We start from the raw sequence: 19,967 nt of genomic DNA on the forward strand, positions 1-19,967 counted from the left end.
GCTTATGATTGTTGTTATGCCGACACTTTAACAAAATTTGCCACGCTTTGTAACTTTTGCCCTCTTCTCAGCTGCATTCTGTCGCACTATACTGTTATTCAAAAGTTTAACTTGTTAAAAATTCAACAAAATGAATGAAAATTTATCAAAACCCATTGCCCACAGTGGTGCTGGTTATTTAATTGCTGGTTTTAAATTGATCAGACTAAAAGGCATCAAGCGATTTGTTTTTATTCCATTGGTGGTCAATTTAGTTTTATTTGCCATTGCGTTTAGCTATTTGTTTGCACAACTTGATGATTGGATGTTAGCGATTGAACAATGGTTACCTGAATCTATTACCTGGTTAACTATGGTGATTGAACCGATTGCAATTTTGTTCACCTTAGTGATGTTCTCATTTATTTTTAGCTCAGTGACTAACTGGATAGCTGCACCGTTTAATGGTTTATTAGCAGAAAAGTTAGAAATGATACTGGCTAAACAAGATGCACCATCAGGCTCTGCGTTAGATATTGTCAAAGACGTACCAAGAACACTTTCACGAGAATGGTGTAAGTTTAAATATTATTTACCTCGCGCCGCAGGATTTTTTATCCTCTACTGGTTTATTCCCATTATTGGCCAAGTATTGTGGTTTATGTTTTTAGCTTGGATGATGGCAATACAATACAAAGATTACGCCTTTGACAACCACAAGGTACCGTTTGACGACATGAAAACTGAGTTAGCAAACCATAAAGGGTTAAGTTATAGCTTTGGTATTACAGCAGCGGTGTTTTCTATGGTGCCATTTGTTAACTTAGTGATTATGCCTGTTGCTATTTGCGGCGCTACTGCGCTTTGGGTTGACCATTATCGAGAGCAATACGCGTTAAAGGGGTATTGATTAACGCCATAAATGCCTGATTACCAAGCTGTTATTATGCACCGACACCAAACCATTACTGCCGGTTTAATCGACAAAAAAGCACGTTTATTAATAAACGTGCTTTTCGTTAAAGTGCTGATTACTCTTTAGAGATCAATAAATAACAAACATGAATGGTCATTATAACAGGGGGATTACCAGCCATATCTAGTATCGTAAAATATGGCGCCACTCGTTCTCATCATTATCGTTTTTGACGTTAAACCTGCTTGTTAAGTTTACGAAACGCTAACCCCATGATACCCAAAGCAAATACAGCCAATGTTGAAGGCTCTGGCACAGATGTAACCTTGTTCAAGCTTATATTGTCGAAGTGATGTCCTTCATTACTCCACTCTACATAAGAAACACCACTGAACGCAGAGGAAAAATTAAAGGTAATCCAACCGTCATTTTCAAGCGTTATGCTTTGTGAAGCCACCTGAAACCCGTTAGCGTCATATCCGAAAAACTCTACTGGCACTATCATGTCTAATCTATAAATAGTGTCCAAATCAATAGATAATAAATTAAAAAGCGAGCCATCTAACGCAGATAATCGTGTTACACCACCTTCATTCTGGTGAAAAAGAGCAGCAGAGTTATTGTAACCTTGTTCGTTTTGCAACCAATAACTAAAAGCGCCCTGTGCCGTTGTTAACTGAAAACCAATATCACTATAACTGTTGATCTCAACAAAATTGGTTGTAGGGCTACCAGGATCTTCCAAATCATCAAAATTCATTATGCCTGCATAAACGCCTACGTTGATCAGTATTGCGAAACTTGCCACTAAGCCTTTTAACATTTTGTTTTTCATTATACTTATCCTTTGTTCTTTTATTCTGTATTAATAGGTCACCTGTTAATTCGCCACATCCCCAAGCAAATAACTTGCCAACTAGAACAACGTCAGTAAAACAAAAGGCTTCAAGGTAAAAATGTCTTTAGTCGCTGAGCAATTTGTATAATTATCTGACACATAAAAGCTTAATCGGTATGGGATAAGACAACATTTCCTTTCTTGTGCCCCTTGTCAACGTATTCATGTGCTTTAACGATTTCGTTTAACGGATACACTTCGTCGATGACCGGTTTAAAGCCATTAGATTGATATAACTTAAGTATCTCCAGCAAAAGCGCCTTATTTTCTTCAGCAACACCACATATTAACTGACGATTAAACAGTGAACTTAATATTGTACCAAGCCCTGCATTAATCAGAATTAACTTACCTCCCTTAGCAAGTGATTTCTGACACTTGTTGTAAGATAAATTCCCAACGGTATCTAAAATCACATCATATACCTCACCATTATCAGTGAAATTTTCTTTGGTGTAGTCAATAACGTTATCCGCACCAATTGAAACAACCAACGCTGTATTGCCACTAGAGCATACGCCCGTAACATCAGCTTCGAAATGTTTTGAGATTTGTATCGCAGCACTACCAACGGCTCCCGATGCGCCATTAATCAGCACTTTACTGCCAACGTTTATTATCCCTTTTAGGAAATGCAACACGGCTAAACCACCAAAAATCAAAGCTGCCGCATCCGTATATGTGATTGAACTGGGTATTGTTACAACGGCTTTATCTTGAGCTATACACAAGTAATCAGCATTTGCACCAAGCTCCATGCCCGTAGTGCCAAAAACTCTATCTCCTACTTTAAATTGACTAACATCGTGACCTACTGCAAACACTTCGCCAGAAAAGTCCATTCCTGATACGCTTTTTCTGGGTTTGAATACGCCAAACGCCAGACGAGTAAGAAGCCACATTCCATTTGGTACATCAAACCGTCTCATCCTACAATCCCCAGTAGTCACCGCCGATGAATAGACTTTAACCAGTATCTCGTTATTCTTAGGGATGGGTTTTTCAATCTCTTCTACCTTAAGAACGGTTGGATTACCGTATGCCGTCCAAATTGCCGCTTTCATGATAAATCCTCTCTACGATTGATGAATGATAATACTCAATCAATTCGGCCAACCAAATTGAACTACGCACTCATACGCAGCAGGGTTGAGTGTCCGAACTAACACTTTCTGAACCATCACCTAAGCAATTATTGAACCTTCTTTGCGATATTTAGCGCTAGCTAAACGTCAAAACGACCAAAGCAACAGCACTGAGCCCAATGAAAAACTACGTTGAGTTTCAATCATATTATTGTCGAATTAACGATAGTGCACGTATTTTATACAAATGAACCTGGATTACTGTGCAAATAAGAACCTTCTATCGCCCACTACCAAGTTCCTGTTACGTTATCTAACAAGGTGATGGGCTTGCATGATGCCAGTAAAGGTTGGCGGATGACTGCCCTACAGTTAAAAACAAATCAGAGAGCTTTCAACAATGGCAATAAAGTAAATTGTTTATCTCGCTGCGATAATTCGTCTAACTGTGGAGAGTTACATGTGTATTTGTTTACCTGACAGAAGTTTGACCTCTGAAAACATTCTTATCGTCAACTTAAACTCCTGACGACTAACAGCGGAATTAACGCTCTTTGTCACCGTATTTAAATTGTTAGACATGTTTTTACATCGTGCCTTTACAATTCATTTATTTCAACGGCTTAGTTATATTCAGTCTCGCTTTCTAAGATAAAAGCGACAGTCATCACTAAATTTTTAAATAAAGAATGGCAGTTTAGTACCTACGTTAATTTATTAATAAATTAACGTAGGTATCAATTTAAACGTTTAAGCTAACAGTAAAAACCCCACAAAAGCGATAACCGCAGCGATAAGTGCATACGGTAATTGTGTTACTGCATGACTTACCAAATTACAGCCAGAGCCTTGTGCCGCCAAAACGGTTGAATCTGAATAAAAACACGCTTGGCTACCAAATGATGAAGCCGATAATAACGCTCCAATAACCAAAGGAATATTAGCATCAACAGCCACAGCTAATGGCATAACAATCGGTATTGTCACCGCAAAAATACCCCAACTAGACCCGGTTGCAAACGCTAAAATAGCCATAGATAAAAACACCATTGCTGGCAGCAGTTTTGCGGTCATATAGGGGCTTAAAGAGTTGATCACGTATTGTGGTAACAATAGCTGGTCGCACACATCTTTAAATATAAAAGCCGCTATTACCGTACCAATAGCTGGCAACATGCACTTAAAACCATTAATCATTTGTTCAAGCAAATCAGCTAATGGCATCAATCGTTGCACCAAGAAAAAAGGAATAGTTACGGCAAGCGTTGCCAATAAGCCTTTCCAAATATCGATATCGAAGTACACGGTAAATGCCACAAGTAAGGCTAATGGCACCAAAAAGTTGTATAACTTTCCTTGTTGCTCGGCTTGCTCAAACTCTTGCTCTATGGCTTTTGAAGCGTAAGTATCAGGTGTCTGAACTTCTTCTAAGTCGACTTGTTCAAGTGCAGGTTGACCTGCTTGTGCAGCCAATTGCGCTTTTTTCATTGGCCCAAACAACGGGATAACGCCAAAAATAACCAGAGGCACAATAAGTACTGCGATCCACGCATATAACATGTAAGGAATCGCCTGAATATAAGTACTAATTCCCTGCCCTTCACCGGCAATGCCATTGTCGACGAGTAGCCCACCAAAAAATACTGCCCACGTTGATAATGGCACCAAAACACAGATAGGTGCAGCCGTTGAATCGACCACATAAGCAAGCATTTCGCGAGAGATTTTAAACTTATCGGTGACTCTGCGCATGGTTTCACCCACGGTCAGCGCATTTAAATAATCATCAATAAAAATAATAACGCCGAGTAAATAGCTCATTAACAATGATGATTTTGGTCCTTTGGCAAATTTCATCGCCGTTTGACCAAATGCTAATGCACCACCAGCATGAACCAATAAAGCAATGAGCGCACCAAAGCTGCCACAAACTAAAATTAACCAACCTATGGTTTCATCAGCCATGACTTTTAAAGAAGCAGCAGCAAAGTTATTTAAAACACTGCTAATATCAACCAATGCCAAACCCACTAAAGCACCAATAACCAGCGCTAAAATTGGACGACGTAAAACGATTGCCAGCGTCAAAACGACGACAGGAGGAATTATGCTTATCGCACTAGGATCAGCCATCTGAAATCCCCAAATTTATAAAACAATAAACGCCCACACTTAGGTAAGCGCAGATCTGCTTAATATTGGGTTGACTTGGATTTCGTATGGCCCTTCTTGAAACATCGCGCAAAAAATAAATCGCAAATGAATTTTGGTCAACATTTTTTCAACGCAAATTGAAATTATTTTGATGTGGTTTTTAAATATAAAAGATAAGAGCAAATAAACATTACCGTTTTTCACTATAAGTTTATTGCCTTAAAGCTAATACGATTAACAAAAAAGACACAAAACATGCAATGATTGTTCTAATTAGGTTTGATCTGTTCCAGCGAGGCTCAAACGCTAATCGAGCAGTGTGCAACTCGTCTTCACTCATAGTGTCGACATCATAGTTTTGAAGTGTATTGTTTAAAGGTAAATGAATGATAATAGTTGAGGCTTGGACGCCAACTAAATAGGCAATGGTAGCTAGCATGAGTAGACCAAAATCGACTCCCTGTAACTTTGAAAAGCCCGTGAAAGCACAAATGATCATGGCTAGTGCAGAGCCAAGCCATATAAGCATAAATAGAGGTTGGTTATTTTGGATAACGCGATCTGTGATTTGAAAAGTTTTAATGAACTGTTTGTTATCTAAACCTTTTATACCAGGCATCACGACAATGGCGTAAGAAAAAAGAAAACCTGCCACTAAAGAGCATAAAAACGCGGTGACAACAATAACTATATCAAAAACATCCATTAGCTGAATCTCTAAATTATTAAACTAATAATAAATATACCCTAACCAAACAGTAACATTTACAACAGTAAAATGGTTTTCATGCTTCAATTGCTGCAAAAAAACACTATCACTAATTAAAGCAATTAGGCTTGAATTAAACAAATCTGAATAAAGCGCCCTTCTAGTTCCAGTTACAGAAATAGTTTACAGCAATCGACTTTAATTTTACTTACTGGAATTGGCTTTTCCGTATCTAAAGTTCTAGAGCCCGAAGAACATGCTAATAAGCACTATTAGCATGTTAAAGATGATCAACCATGTTTTTAGAGAAGCGATTATTGTTTGAGGTTTTGACTTACTATATTTTTAATCGATTGCGCCATAGCTGGCGTAACGTCACCAAGAACACCATGCAAATTTTCAGGTATATGTGATTTAGCCTGCTCATTATCACTAAAAACATAATGATTAAAAAATGCCTGCCATGCTTTCTTTTTATGTTCAGGTAACTGGCGCACACTCATCAAGCTATGTAATAGACAGTCATATGCCGAGCCTAAGTGGCGCGGTGTTGCATCATGGAAATAGGTCATCAAAATGTTTAGTGATGACATAGACTCTACTTGATGCCACCATAATGATGGTAAATACAGTGCATCACCAGGTGATAAATCGGCGACCAGTGCATGTTTTAAAGCTTCGCGAAATTTAGGAAATTTAACAAAATCTGGATTAGCCATATCCACTAAACTAATGGGTTGACCTGCTGGCGTAGCATCTACTGGACCTATGTATAAATTTTCAATTTGATGTGGAGGAAATAAAGTAAATCGACGTTTACCGTATATACAGCAGGCAATATTGTCTGGCACATCAAAATGAGCAGCAACTTTTACTTTGTTACTGATCCAAATTCCTGGATGCGCGTCTCGTACTAGGAAATCGTTAAAGTTTTCTTGCAATAATGAGGGAAAAATCTTTCGAACCGGAGTATTACTGATATAGAAAACATGTGAGTCTTGATCCGATACCGAATTTAGTTTGTCTAATGCCGAATTAAAAGGCAGGTTTTCAACAGTAAAATTCAGACCTGAGAACTCTTCGTTGTAAAACAAACGGCCGTTGTGGCCAGAGTTTTTAACAAGAGGTATTTGTGGATTAAGCGACTGTTTTGTTAAGTACTGCAACAGCGCTTGTTTACCTGATAACCCAGCTTCAACTATAGGCCAAGAAGCCAATGCCCCCTTTAATATAGCAGGCTGCCCTAGAGGAACAATTTTATCTTTCAATGTTGATAATGTGACATCGTGCCAAACGGCAACTGAAGGAAAAGAGTACACGAATTTTCATCCTTGTTTATTTTTTGAAAGATTTAACGCTAGAGTACTAACCCTCACATTCTTTCGAAAAATGTCCTGAATTCCCCAACTAGCTGCAATTAAAAACAATGCTATTGGGAAGCTTTAATTAAATTATGTTCTTCTAGCTAAAATAGAACTGACAGCTAAAGGTAAAACCCCAGCATCAGCACCGATACTATATTACAAATTATTTCTTTTCAAACACTTAGTTATATCGACTTATGCTTTGCTTATGCAAAACTGAGATGATTAGTTTGTTTTAAAAGTAGATGAGAATAACCATGAAACGGTTGTATAAATAACGTTTTAAAGCCCAAATTTCACAAGAGTTTCAACTGTTCATAATCGTTTTTTTAGTTAACCCCAGCATAAAACAATAAGGAAAAAAGCACAATTATGATGGGTGTCCACGTTAGAACTATTGAACGAACTAAGGACAGACTGCTTCAGGAAGTGAAGAGATAATACTATTAGTAAACGTTTACGGTCTTTATGACAGAACGTAGTAATAGATATTACTGATTGATTAATCATTAGCTGCATAGCGGCAGCTAAACAAACACTATTGCCTATTGACGAGGATAAGGCTCATATGTGTTATGTAGCTTTGCGGTAGTTCTTACTCTCACTGTAAATATAAGATGCACCTAAAACCGTGAAAGCGATAAATGAAACAGTTAAATAAAATGTTAAGTTACCATTCCAAAGCCCAAGTAAATAAGAATTTTGTTGTTCTAATTTGGTACAGGCACTTTCAGTGTTTTCAAGGCAATTGGCAGATAACATCATGTACTCTTCAGCTAACCGAACTTGGTGTACTGCTTTAATTAAAAAATAATTAAGTGTGATAAAAGATAGAAAACCAATAATTCTTGATTTCGAAATCACAACGCTATCTCCTTTAGCTACATAACGAATGATATGGACTCCCCACTCGGCATCATTGTGTCATCGTGAAGTGGATAAAAAGCATCAATTGAGGGTAGTCCATATGTCACGAATTAAAGCAATTGGCATTAATTTAGCCAAATCTGTGTTTAGTATCCACGGTGTCGATGTTCATGACAAGTGTAAAATTCGTAAAACCATCAAGCGAAACAAACTGTTAGCTGAAATTCCAACCATGTACTATCGGTATAAATTATCATGGGTGTCCAGATTAATTTCTATAGATTTTGCTGATTGATTAACCATTAGCTGCCTAGCGGCAGCTAAACAAACACTATTGCCAATTGATGAGGATAAGGTTCATATGTGTTCAGTAACAAACTACTCAATAGTTGTATTATTTAAAGAGTAATTCCAAACTTTATAAAAATAGAATGCGTATCCCAAGCCCAAGGTAATTATAGAGATGATAATCCATAGGATTACATGACCTAGATTTCCAAATATATCAGTGTGACATACCATTTTTCTTGGGTTACCGTTTTCGTCAATTACTAGCGAACGATTAAGTATAAATTTTGAAAATGAGTAAGGAAAAAAGAAAGCACCAATACCAAGTGTTATTAATATTAAAATAAACCAAAGTATTAAATGACCTAAGATATCTATCGTACCTACTTCTGCTCGAATTCTCATTTTAGCTCCTTGCTTTGATTGTTACCTTACGCCTTAATAAGGTTTGAGTATAGTTTGGCAATTTTAATACGCTGTTTGCAACTAAAAATCCTGAGATAATTTACCCAGCATCAAATTCCATATGCCGAACCTTAGAAAAATTTAACGAATGATATGGACTCCCCACTCGGCATCATTGTGCCATCGTGAAGTGGATAAAAAGCATCAATTGAGGGTAGTCCAAATGTCACGACTTAAAGCAATTGGCATTAATTTAGCCAAATCTGTGTTTAGTATCCACGGTGTCGATGTTCATGACAAGTGTAAAATTCTTAAAACCATCAAGCGAAACAAACTGTTAGCTGAAATCCCAACCATGTACTATCGGTATAAATTGTCATTAATTATCATGGGTGTCCAGATTAACTCATTTAAAATTAAACCTATAAACAATAACCACCATCAACTGTTATGTGGGCACCTCGCAACGCAAGCGAGTTTGAGCTGGTCAGAAGCTCAAAACTCGATAACATTTCTTTTGGCGTTAGCATTCTACCAAGAGGCAGGTTAGCTAAGCTGGCATTTAGTTCCGCAACTTGGCTCTGACTCATACCAGCCTTGCCTTGGATCTCAGTGGCCGTAACACCTGGCCTTAAATAATTGACACGTATTCCTTGCGGTGCGAGTTCTAGGTTTAAAACATTTGCATAAGCTTCAAACGCGGCTTTACTGGCACTGTAACTCGAAGCCGTTACAAATGCGCGCTCAACAACAATACTCGAAACGTACACCACGCTGCATGGATTATTCAGTACTGGCAATAGAGTTTGTAAAAGCATTACTGGGCCAGTAAAGTTAACTAACATTGTTTGCTCAAGTTCACTATAAACCGTATCGCTAAAGAGCTTGGGATAAAATACACCAGCATTTAGAATAACCGCATCAAGCATACCCACTTTTTCACTAATTTCCGTGACAAGAGTTGAGTAATGTTGAGGAATCGCATTGTCACATAATATGCCAAACAATTGGTCAGGGGTTGATGTTGCATCCAGTAACTTAGCTTTTGCGCTGGCAATTTTATCTTCATTTCGACCGGTAAATATAACCCGCCATCCCAGTTTTAAATAGTGTTTAGCAGCCTCAAAACCAATGCCTGAAGTTGCGCCAGTGATTAAAATTGTTTGAAAAGACATAAGTATTCCTTTAATTCCTTGATTGAGTTGCAGCAGAATACCAATTATTATTCAGTTAAATTAGATACCAAATTAGAACTTTATTCGTTCCATAAGGGAAACAGTAAGTGGGATTTCATAAACAACTAGAAAACTTATATCTCTTTCATCTTGTTGCTGTCAGTGGCAGTTTTCAAGGTGCAGCTGACAAAGTCTAATTGCCTCGCTCTTCAGTCAGTAAACGTATATCAAAGCTCGAGCAAACACTAAACGTCAGATTGTTAGAGCGCAGTACTCGAAAGCTATCTTTAACACAAAGTGGTCATGAACTTTTAAAAAGCACCGAGCAGTTGCAAAATGTGTTGCACAATACCGAAACGCTAAGTGATCAAGTTCAATCTCTGCCGCAAGGTAAAGTAAAAATTGGCAGCTCAACGCTGATGGCAAATCGGTTATTAATTCCCCATCTTAATGAGCTTAGCCAAATCTATCCCGATATTTGCTTTGACTTAAACTTGTCTGATGAGGTTGTCGATTTAATTGATAATCAAGTTGATATTGCTATTCGTATTGGTCACTTACCGGATTCATCATTGTTGGCTCGAAAGATCGGCGAGAAAACATTTGGTTGGTTCGCAAGCCCGAATTATTTAGCTCAACATGGCACTCCAGACTCGCCTCAGTCATTGCTCAATCATCGTTGTTTAGTGTTTAAAAATAAGGCGACAACGCTAGATACTTGGATATTTTTACACTCTCAAGGCGAAGTGAGTTCAATTAAAGTGAAACCAGCAATGATAAGTGATGATGCTAGAGCGCTTGTGCAACTTGCAACCCTAGGGCAAGGCATCATAATGGTAGACCCAAGATTCATCGAACAGGAATTACACTCAAGCGAGTTAGTGCCTATATTTAACGACTACACTCATCCTGATAAACAACCTATTCACCTTGTTTGCCTCGGAAAAAAGAGGCGTAGCCGTGCAGTTACATGCGTATGGGAAGCACTCAGTGAAAACTTGTTACTAACTAAAAACTAAAAGAATAAAAAAGGGCAAAATATAAAGCACGACGCTTTAATCACATAGTATTTCAAGTTTTACAGCATAAAATAGTGTTGCTTAGTCGGCTTGTTATATTTTGATTACAAATAAACCTTTAATTTTCTTCCTGTGAAAGTAAAGCCGTTCTTTTGGTAGAAATTAAAAGTACGATCCCATTCTTCAGATGGTGGAGCTGAAACGTCTATTCTTTTCCAGTTTCTTTCTGAACCAATTTTAAGTATTTCTTGAATAACTATTTTGCCTACACCTTTAGATCTAAACGCTTCGCTAACCCATAGTTCATTTATGATCCCATACTTACCGTGTGCGAATATTGAAAATGATTCCCCCAAGGTAAAGAATGCTACTGTTTCATTATTTTCTTTCAAACAATAAGCATCATGACTATTGTTAGGCTCCTGCAACTGGGAAAATATGTTGTCGAATTGCTCTTCTGAGGGTACTGCTTGTTGGCCAAAAAGTTCAGAGTACAACAATCCTATGTACTTCCTAATTTCGCTATTTTCAGTAACTTTAAATAATTCCATTAAACGGCCTCAACAAATAGAACGCTCGCACAAGGAGCTGATAATAAGTTGGCTAAACTAGTGTAGCGAAGCGAAACTGAGCCAACTGTTAGCAGTCCCGTGCTTAATACGCTTGTGATAAGGCGGCTAACTTCTTAGTGTAGCTTTAAGTCTATTGGGAGCCTCAAAACATGAGAGTGCATCAATTATTGATTTAAAAACAATATCTGACGACATTAAGGCTTTTGTACTCACCCCTTCTTCTTGCATTACAGCAATACCCAAAACGCTCTCCTTAAGCACGGAATGGTCATTAAAACCATTTCCAACGCAAATAGTGTGCCCTTTCCCTAAAGCAGTTAATACATCCATCTTATTTCCATACTCCTTGGATTTAGAAAGGTTTATTACTTTACAGTTTACATCGGCCAATTCGCTTTCTGCTGTTCCATTAGTATCTGCGGTGACAATGATAATATTAAGTTGCTCAGATAAATTATTGATTTTCTCAGCTACCCCTTGGATTAACTTGCCGTCAATTGCAATGGTGCCATTAAAATCTAAGATTACGTTGGAAACTGATATGTTTTCTTTCCCGGGTATATTCAAAAACAAGAAGATAACTCCATATTTATTACGAATGATATGGACTCCCCACTCGGCATCAATATGCCATAGTGAAGTTGATAAAGAGCTTCAATTGAAGGGAGTCCATATGTCTCGACTTAAAGCAATTGGCATTGATTTAGCCAAATCTGTGTTTAGTATCCACCGTGCAGATGTTGATGACAAGTGTAAAATTCTTAAAACCATCAAGCGAAACAAACTGTTAGCTTAAGTTACAACCATGTATTATCGGTGTAAATTGTGATTGGCGTTCAGATTAATATTCTGCCCTATTTAATTTTACTTGTTATGTCATGTGTCGCTGAAAATTACCAAAATATGGTTTCAACGCTGTTGTTATAGATTCTTTACACTCGCCTTTTATCAATCTAACTACTGTCTCAGGTAAGCTGCCGTTAGATAACCCTAATGAAGTACTAACTTGAGTACAAAGTGATTTACGATTATATAAAGCTAGTAATTGCTTGTAATCCTTACTTTCCAAAACATCAATAAACCGTTGATTAGTTTCCGAGTATATTTGTTCAACATTGATACTTGATACTAAGTCTTGCAGAGCTGTATTGATATTAGCTGCACCTTTTTGCTTCACATCAAATACATTCAGCTTAAATTTTACTTCACTTGATACATGTAGAGATACTTGTGTATCAAGTTCTGATTGGAGTCGACCAAATATTGTATTAGACACTCTTAAAAAATCTGCAGATGAGTCACGAGCTAGTCTTTCACTTACAATCTTCAAAACTTCTTCAGTACAAAATAAATTTTCGACTTCAGCAACGTCTAAAACATATATAGAAAGTTGTTCTAGACTCGTTATTTCAGCTTGAAGGCGCCTATCTCTATCTATTACTCCAAACACTTCTAAATGATGAATTTGAGAGTTAGCTTTCAGCGCTTTTACTGATTGAATTACTTCCGAACAACTTCCACGAGGAATGACAAGAAAGTTAGATAATAATTCACGATAAAGGCTACTATCGAAACTACCACTTTCACCTTCGACAAATACAACAGGCTTTCGACTTCCTAATACCTCGATTAATAACTCACTCGGCAGATTTTCATCTTCATTTATAATATCCCAATCCCAATGTTGACCATCGTATGATTTCAGCCAAACACTTTTTGCTGCTTCTTTGGCCGCCGCAAAATCTACATCATGGGTAAGGTAAACAAAAGTACAATCTTCGCGCAGTGCTTCTATGGCATTCCAAAGTGGTACTTGAACCGACTTATGCAGGTGTAACTCTGGTTCATCTAATACAATAATTCCGTCTTTGGGCGCAGCCAGACATTGTCCAATTAGGTAAAATATAACTCTTTCACCATCACTCATTTCTGATGAGTTATATTTTTTATCCTCTTGCCCCCTTATTTGAGTTTGGATTCTTAAACCTCCAATAATCAATTCTCTATGAGGAAGAATTGTTTCCCACAGTTCTTTAACATGATCTATTTTGGTTTTGGGTGGAGTAATACGTACTTCACTAGCTTGGCAAGCTCTTTTGAACTTGGCATTTTCTTCTGTTTCATCAGAAAATAAATAAACCATTAATTTTTGGAAATCATTTAAAAATGCAGTAGCAGGTTTGTTTTGCCACTTACTTGTCTTATGTTGATGTGTCCAAGTTGGGTTTCCGAACAACAAGTCTTTTTCTGCTTGTTCAATTGATTGAGGGGTTGTTGAATCAGGTAATGTCAAAGACTTCTGAGCTGAAATCCTATGTACATGTTCTTTTTGTGGGGAGTTAATTTCAATCCATGTTCCCAACCTAGTTTTACCAGAGCCATTAGCTCCTATAAATAAAACACTTTGAGTTGTTTCAATAGCTTCAGTTGAATTCCCTTTAGGAAGGATAAGTTCTTTAGTACTCAAAATTGCCTACTCCATCAGAATGACATAACATCTTATTATGTAGACGTCTCAGTAATGTCCGTCTATAACTTTGTTTTTAAAGTACCAGAAAAACGCGACAAATCAATCCGTTAAATTAATTATCAAACTGTAATATTGTCCAAATTGGGAAGTTACTGAGACTTCAAGGTAATTAATGATGTCTCACTTAGTATATTATTTAACAATTTCAGCTGGTTACATGTATTATCGCTTCCTACTTTGGTATTTACTGTGAATTCTTAGTAATGTTCAATTGCAAAAAGATGCATACTCTTAATTTAGAGTTGCAACTGCATGTATAAATAGCCAGACACGAAATAACTAGACACCTAGCCATATTTTAACGTTTACTTAGCTAAACTTACGGTAAAAACTTACGCATCATAATCTACACTTTATGTAGGTTGCTTTATGGAGAGAACATTTATGTTCAAAGTACTTTCTACCAGTTTGCTTTTTGTTACGGCACTAAGCCACGCTGCTACTATTCCAGTGCCAGAACACGCCAAGGTATTTGCAGACTATACTAGTGAGTCGCCTGCCGTTATTAGCTTTTTTACCAAAGAAAGTGAACAACAAATAAAGCAGTTTTATCAGTCAACATTTGGACAACCAACGTCTTCTGAACAAAAGTATGGACGTATACAACTGTATTATGAAGTAGATGGTCAACTCATCCGTGTCATTATCGCGCCACAAGCTAAAGTGAACGAAGTCAACGTGATACAAATGAAAAAGCCCAGCTAATTTGCTGGGCTTTTAAGTTTTCGGTGTTAGTGTTTACAGTGTATTTTCAAACAACTTATAAATACGACGATATTCATCTAACCAAGAGCTAGGTTGAATAAAACCATGTGGCTCTACTGGGTAAATAGCTGTTTCAAAGTTTTCTTTCTCAAGCTCAATTAAACGCTGAACTAAGCGAACAGAGTCTTGGAAGAAAACGTTATCGTCAATCATAGGTGCGTTGATCAATAACGGCTTTTTCAAACCTTCAGCAAAATAAATGGGTGAACTACGCTCGTAAGCGATAGCATCATCACCCGGTGTGTTTAGAATATTCGACGTATAACCGTGGTTATAGTATGCCCAGTCTGAAACGAGTCTTAACGCCGCGCCAGATTGGAACGTATCAGGCTCAGTAAACAATGCCATTAATGTTAAGAAACCACCATATGATCCGCCGTAAGTACCTACGCGGTTAGGGTCAACATTGGCATTTTCTACCAACCAATTAACGCCGTCTTTCATGTCTTGTACTTCAGGTTTACCCATGTGACGATAAATCGCTGTTCGCCAATCACGACCGTAACCTTTCGATGCACGGTAATCCATATCGATAACCACATAGCCTTGTTGTACTAACATGCTGTGGAACATAAATTCACGGAAGTAACCAGACCAACCTAAATGTGCATTTTGTAAATAACCTGCACCATGTGAGAACATCACCGCTTTATTTTTCTGTGCTTTTTTATCAAAGTCTTTTGGTAAATAAACACGTGAATAAACAGGGTCTTCTTGATATGACGAAGGTACAGCCACTACATTAGGTGCCGTCCAAGGCATGGCTTTAAACTCTTCAGAAACGGTATGTGTTAACTGAATGGCTTGTGCATCTACCGCTAAGTCTTTTACAAAAAGCTCAGGAGGCATGGTAACTTGAGAATGTTCAATTAATAACTTAGTGCCGTCTGGGCTCAAAGCATAATCGTTCATGCCACCTAGGTTTGTTAATGGCTCCATTTTAGCTGACGCTAAATTGATTTGGTAAATTTCGTATATACCTGGGTGCTTTTTATTGGCACGGAAGATAATTGAAGACTCATCGTCGGTTAACGTTAAATCACTTACTTCAAAATTACCTGAAGTTAGTTTCTTGGCTTTGCCTTTTAACGACTTCAAATAAAGATGAGAATAACCAGACTCTTCCGACAAGTAATAAAGTTTGTCGCCAGCCCAACCAAATTCATTAAACGACCAGTTGATCCAAGCGTCGTCATGCAAACGGTGTTGGCTAACCAGTTTGTTTTCTAATAAATCAACCGTTGCTAACCAACGATCTTTGTTGTCCCATGCTCTGAACAACATGGCTACTTTATTGCCATCTTCATGCCATTTAATAGCATTATAAGAACGCATTACGTGGATATCACGCGGTGACTTTTTACTTTCGTAAGTTTTACCCTCACGTTTGTGATTTTCTTTTTTAACCGCCGCTAACACATCTTCATCAAAACCCGGTAAATTCTCGTATGACAGCGGGAATTTTTGACCAGTTTTTAGATCTAATAAAAACGTTTCTTCACTATATTTAGCGTTATCTGCAACACGAGCGCGCACTTTAGCAGGCTCAATATCACCGTTATCCGTCACGTATTTTGGCATGATATCGGTAGCTGCACGGCTCGATTTACTATCAGCAATACTAACGATTAACTTATCGCCTGACGGAGATAAACTAGCGTGAGCAACGCGCTTGCCTTTACCTAAATAAAATTCGCTTTTAGTAATGGTTGAGTTTTCAGCTTTTAACTTATCACTCGCAGCATCTCGCAATTCTTTATTGCGTTGTTGCAATGCAATATAGTCAATTAATTCAGATTGCTCTTGAGCTAAGTAAGACTTTTCAGACGTTTTCTTTGAAGGGTCATTGCTGAACACTAAACTGGCGAGTTCTTTTACGCCATTGTTGTTTAAATCATGTTCAAAAAACTTGTTGCCCACACGGTAAGCAATATTACCGTTGTTCAAAAACATAACGCTGCTTTCATAGGCTGAAGTATGTGTTAACTGCCTAACTTTTCCTGACGCTAAGTCTTTAACAAATACATTGCCTTTGAAGGTATATGCTTCTTGAGTACCGGCTTTGTTTTCTACTGCATTACGATCACTGGCAATGTGCATTTGCGCTAGAGGAACTTTTGCACCATTACCTTTTTCATTGATTGATTTTTGGAAAAGGTCACGCAACGGGTTACCTTCTTGTTTACGATTAAAGAAGATCGTATTGCTGTCATCGCCCCAATACCAGCTTTCTGGTGCACGGCCAATCCAATCAGGATCTGACATCGCTTTTTCCAAAGTAATAATGGTATTTAGTGTATTAGTTGATTGCTTGGCAACAACGTTTTTACTAACGGCTGTTTTAACTTCTTTGTTAATGGCAACAGGAGCAGAGGCTTGCTCGTTAATTTCCTGAGCTGGCGCATTTAAAATGGCTTCAGCCGACTGTTCTTCGTTTGTGGTGACACAACCAACCAGCGATAAACTGATTGCAGCGCTAAGTAGTTTAATCTTCATTGTTTTTATTTTGACCTGCTAAGTAGAGTTAAATTATTTTGACGTAAAATACTGGTCATTTTCAACTTATACACTAAGTTGTTTCAATGTGTTTGCAAATTAGACCAATGCCGCAACTCGTAAGACGAATTTCAGGTAGATGTATGTTTTTAGCGCAATTGTGCTGAGTTTATACATTGAATGAAAGTTTTTGAAAGTGATTAAATTCTAAGCCTTTACACTCTCGCTAAGTGAGCAATCTATTATGTGGATTGGTATTACACACGAACTGCATTTTATCGTTAATACTGGTATAATCCCGCGCCCGTTTTTGAAAGAACAGCATTAACGGGAATTTTAGGGCAACAAATTAATAGGCGATAACATGATCCCATTACCGAAAACAGCATTGTTTGACTATCCAAAATATTGGGCAGAATGCTACGGTACAGCAACTTTTTTACCCACTAGCCGAGCGGAAATGGATCAGCTTGGCTGGGACAGTTGCGACATAATTTTAGTGACGGGCGACGCCTATGTTGACCATCCTAGTTTTGGCATGGCGGTTATAGGCCGTATGTTGGAAGCTCAAGGCTTTCGTGTCGGTATTATTAGTCAGCCAGACTGGCAAAATAAAGATGCTTTCATGTCACTTGGCAAACCTAACCTATATTTTGGCGTAACCTCTGGCAATATGGACTCGATGATCAACCGTTATACGGCGGAAAAACGCCTACGCCATGACGACGCCTACACACCAAATAATGAAGGTGGCAAACGCCCCGACCGCGCTGTATTGGTATATTCTCAGCGCTGTAAAGAAGCCTATAAAGATGTACCTGTTGTCATTGGTGGAATTGAAGCCAGCTTGCGTCGTATTGCGCACTATGACTACTGGTCTGAAAAAGTGCGTCGCTCCATTTTATTTGATGCTAAAGCAGACATTTTAATTTACGGTAACGCTGAACGCCCGTTGGTTGAAGTGAGCCACCGACTTGCTCAAGGTGAAAACATTGCAGATATTCAAGATGTACGTGGCACTGCATTTTTAGCAAAACATGCGTTGGTAGGCTGGCATGGCATTGATTCCCGCTCTATCGATAAACCTGGAAAAATTGACCCGATCCCTAGCCCTTATCAAGACATGAGCACAGCGTCATGTGATACAGGTGAAATGGCCACAGATAACGCCGATGTCACCACAACGCCACAAGCGGTTAATGTAATAGAGTTTAAAAGTGATAAACACCGTAATAAAAGCTGGCAAGATAAAAAGAAACCTTGGTTGACCACTTACATTAATTTACCAACCTATGAGCAAGTGAAAGACAACAAAATGTTGTATGCCCACGCTTCACGTATTTTTCATCAGGAAGTTAACCCCGGCTCGGCAAAACCCTTGGTGCAAAAGCACGGCGATAGGATCATATGGTTAAATCCGCCCGCTTATCCACTTTCTGAGCAAGAAATGGATGATGTATTTGGTTTGCCGTATCAGCGTGTGCCCCACCCTAAATATGGTGACGCTAAAATTCCTGCCTACGACATGATCAAAACATCGATTAATATCATGCGTGGCTGTTTTGGTGGTTGTACTTTCTGTTCGATTACTGAACATGAAGGTCGAATTATTCAATCACGTTCTGAAGAATCTATTCTTCAAGAAATAGAAGACATTAAAGAAAAAGTGCCAGGCTTTACTGGAGTAATTTCTGATCTTGGTGGCCCTACGGCCAACATGTATAAACTGCGTTGTAAAAGCCCAAAAGCTGAAGCAACCTGTCGTAAACCAAGCTGTGTTTGGCCAACCATTTGTGGCCACTTAGACACAGACCACACTCCCACCATTAACCTTTATCGTAAAGCACGTGCAATAAAAGGCATCAAAAAGGTACTCATTGCCTCGGGTGTGCGTTATGACTTAGCGGTAGAAGATCCTGATTACGTTAAAGAATTAGCTGAACATCATGTAGGTGGTTATTTAAAAATTGCTCCTGAACATACTGAATCTGGTCCATTAAATAAAATGATGAAACCGGGTATGGGCAGTTATTATCGTTTTAAAGAGTTATTTGATAAGTATTCGAAAGCCGCAGGCAAAAAGCAGTATTTAATTCCATATTTTATCTCAGCGCATCCTGGTACCTCAGATATGGACATGATCAACTTAGCGCTATGGTTAAAAGAAAACGACTTTAAACTCGACCAAGTACAAAACTTTTATCCATCACCACTGGCTAATGCAACTACGCTTTACCACACTGAGATTGATTCTTTGCGCAATGTGCGCAAAAACAGTGACAACGTGGTTGTACCTAAAGGCGGCAGGCAGCGCAGGCTTCATAAAGCCATATTGCGTTATCACGATCCAAATAACTGGCCGATTATTCGTGAAGCTCTTACCAAAATGGGTCTAGCACGTAAACTTATTGGCACCAAGCCCGGTTGTTTAGTGCCTTCTGAAGGGAAACAAGAAGGTAATTATCAACATTACAAAAAGTCGGGCAAAGGTAAAAACAACGCAAAAGGCTTTAAAAAAGGTGAAGGTATTAACCGTTCAAGTAGAACGCCTCGTGGTAAACAAGGTTTAACACGTTTTAGTGATAATCAGTTTACTCCGTCGAAAAAGCGCCGTTAACGTAGATTCCCCCGGGCATGCCCGGGGTACTTACTGTTACAACTCCATTCGGAGTTGATCTGAATCCTTACGACCTTGATACTCAACGTAGTTCCGTATTACTGCTTCGTCTACACCTACGCTACTTA

The 19,967-nt window shown here is 38.3% G+C and carries 16 protein-coding genes and 3 pseudogenes; 7 read left to right on the forward strand and 12 right to left on the reverse strand.

Annotated elements, in window-relative coordinates; translation table 11 throughout:
• The first annotated feature begins 130 nt into the window (after positions 1 to 130).
• On the forward strand, positions 131 to 889 hold the full coding sequence (gene cysZ, locus IE199_RS20165; RefSeq protein WP_189774338.1) for a sulfate transporter CysZ: 759 nt from the start codon (positions 131 to 133) through the stop codon (positions 887 to 889).
• Positions 890 to 1,130: 241 nt separating this feature from the next.
• Here the strand turns inward: cysZ and IE199_RS20170 are convergent, their stop codons facing one another.
• From IE199_RS20170 to IE199_RS20195, 6 genes are all read right to left on the reverse strand, one after another.
• On the reverse strand, positions 1,131 to 1,730 hold the full coding sequence (locus IE199_RS20170; RefSeq protein WP_189774340.1) for a PEP-CTERM sorting domain-containing protein: 600 nt from the start codon (positions 1,728 to 1,730) through the stop codon (positions 1,131 to 1,133).
• Between the two features lie 170 nt (positions 1,731 to 1,900).
• On the reverse strand, positions 1,901 to 2,857 hold the full coding sequence (locus IE199_RS20175) for an NAD(P)-dependent alcohol dehydrogenase (protein WP_189774343.1): 957 nt from the start codon (positions 2,855 to 2,857) through the stop codon (positions 1,901 to 1,903).
• A gap of 771 nt (positions 2,858 to 3,628) precedes the next feature.
• Positions 3,629 to 5,011, reverse strand: coding sequence for a Na+/H+ antiporter NhaC family protein (locus IE199_RS20180; protein ID WP_189774344.1), 1,383 nt, complete (start codon positions 5,009 to 5,011; stop codon positions 3,629 to 3,631).
• Positions 5,012 to 5,243: 232 nt separating this feature from the next.
• Positions 5,244 to 5,738, reverse strand: coding sequence for an anthrone oxygenase family protein (locus IE199_RS20185; RefSeq protein WP_189774346.1), 495 nt, complete (start codon positions 5,736 to 5,738; stop codon positions 5,244 to 5,246).
• 317 nt (positions 5,739 to 6,055) lie between these two features.
• Entirely contained in the window at positions 6,056 to 7,060 is a 1,005-nt protein-coding gene (locus IE199_RS20190) for a cupin-like domain-containing protein (RefSeq protein ID WP_189774348.1), read from the reverse strand.
• 618 nt (positions 7,061 to 7,678) lie between these two features.
• Complete coding sequence (locus IE199_RS20195; RefSeq protein WP_189774350.1) at positions 7,679 to 7,969, reverse strand: hypothetical protein; 291 nt, start codon at positions 7,967 to 7,969, stop codon at positions 7,679 to 7,681.
• 103 nt (positions 7,970 to 8,072) lie between these two features.
• Between IE199_RS20195 and IE199_RS20200 the strand changes: the two are divergent.
• Positions 8,073 to 8,198: pseudogene (locus IE199_RS20200) on the forward strand (IS110 family transposase); the annotation flags it as partial.
• Between the two features lie 152 nt (positions 8,199 to 8,350).
• On the opposite strand, the gene IE199_RS20205 reads toward IE199_RS20200, so the two are convergent.
• On the reverse strand, positions 8,351 to 8,665 hold the full coding sequence (locus IE199_RS20205) for a DUF6693 family protein (protein WP_189774352.1): 315 nt from the start codon (positions 8,663 to 8,665) through the stop codon (positions 8,351 to 8,353).
• Between the two features lie 223 nt (positions 8,666 to 8,888).
• Between IE199_RS20205 and IE199_RS22005 the strand changes: the two are divergent.
• Positions 8,889 to 9,014 (forward strand): annotated as a pseudogene (locus IE199_RS22005) (IS110 family transposase); the annotation flags it as partial.
• A gap of 73 nt (positions 9,015 to 9,087) precedes the next feature.
• Here IE199_RS22005 and IE199_RS20210 read toward each other — a convergent pair.
• Entirely contained in the window at positions 9,088 to 9,840 is a 753-nt protein-coding gene (locus tag IE199_RS20210) for an SDR family oxidoreductase (protein ID WP_189774354.1), read from the reverse strand.
• 197 nt (positions 9,841 to 10,037) lie between these two features.
• Between IE199_RS20210 and IE199_RS20215 the strand changes: the two genes are divergently transcribed.
• The gene (locus tag IE199_RS20215; RefSeq protein WP_229854872.1) at positions 10,038 to 10,859 is read left to right on the forward strand and encodes a LysR family transcriptional regulator; all 822 of its coding nucleotides are present in this window, start codon (positions 10,038 to 10,040) and stop codon (positions 10,857 to 10,859) included.
• Positions 10,860 to 10,963: 104 nt separating this feature from the next.
• On the opposite strand, the gene IE199_RS20220 is transcribed toward IE199_RS20215, so the two are convergent.
• Both IE199_RS20220 and IE199_RS20225 read right to left on the reverse strand, forming a co-directional pair.
• Positions 10,964 to 11,410 (reverse strand): GNAT family N-acetyltransferase, encoded by a 447-nt coding sequence (locus IE199_RS20220; protein WP_189774357.1) that lies wholly within the window; start codon positions 11,408 to 11,410, stop codon positions 10,964 to 10,966.
• Between the two features lie 126 nt (positions 11,411 to 11,536).
• On the reverse strand, positions 11,537 to 12,004 hold the full coding sequence (locus tag IE199_RS20225) for an HAD family hydrolase (RefSeq protein WP_189774359.1): 468 nt from the start codon (positions 12,002 to 12,004) through the stop codon (positions 11,537 to 11,539).
• Between the two features lie 100 nt (positions 12,005 to 12,104).
• On the opposite strand from IE199_RS20225, the pseudogene IE199_RS22010 reads away from it, so the two are divergent.
• Positions 12,105 to 12,221 (forward strand): annotated as a pseudogene (locus tag IE199_RS22010) (IS110 family transposase); the annotation flags it as partial.
• 81 nt (positions 12,222 to 12,302) lie between these two features.
• Here the strand turns inward: IE199_RS22010 and IE199_RS20230 are convergent.
• Positions 12,303 to 13,898: a DUF4435 domain-containing protein gene (locus IE199_RS20230; protein ID WP_229854873.1), complete on the reverse strand. Its 1,596-nt coding sequence runs from the start codon at positions 13,896 to 13,898 to the stop codon at positions 12,303 to 12,305.
• A 432-nt stretch (positions 13,899 to 14,330) separates the two neighbouring features.
• Between IE199_RS20230 and IE199_RS20235 the strand changes: the two genes are divergently transcribed.
• Positions 14,331 to 14,666 (forward strand): hypothetical protein, encoded by a 336-nt coding sequence (locus IE199_RS20235; RefSeq protein ID WP_189774361.1) that lies wholly within the window; start codon positions 14,331 to 14,333, stop codon positions 14,664 to 14,666.
• Between the two features lie 33 nt (positions 14,667 to 14,699).
• Here IE199_RS20235 and IE199_RS20240 read toward each other — a convergent pair whose 3' ends face one another.
• Positions 14,700 to 17,222 (reverse strand): S9 family peptidase, encoded by a 2,523-nt coding sequence (locus IE199_RS20240; protein WP_189774363.1) that lies wholly within the window; start codon positions 17,220 to 17,222, stop codon positions 14,700 to 14,702.
• Positions 17,223 to 17,586: 364 nt separating this feature from the next.
• Here IE199_RS20240 and IE199_RS20245 point away from each other — a divergent pair, with 364 nt between their 5' ends.
• Positions 17,587 to 19,839, forward strand: a complete 2,253-nt coding sequence (locus IE199_RS20245; protein ID WP_189774365.1) for a YgiQ family radical SAM protein — start codon at positions 17,587 to 17,589, stop codon at positions 19,837 to 19,839.
• Positions 19,840 to 19,967: the final 128 nt, after the last annotated feature.

Origin of the sequence: Thalassotalea marina, assembly GCF_014656435.1 — a bacterium.
GTDB classification, from domain to species: Bacteria; Pseudomonadota; Gammaproteobacteria; order Enterobacterales; family Alteromonadaceae; genus Thalassotalea_C; species Thalassotalea_C marina.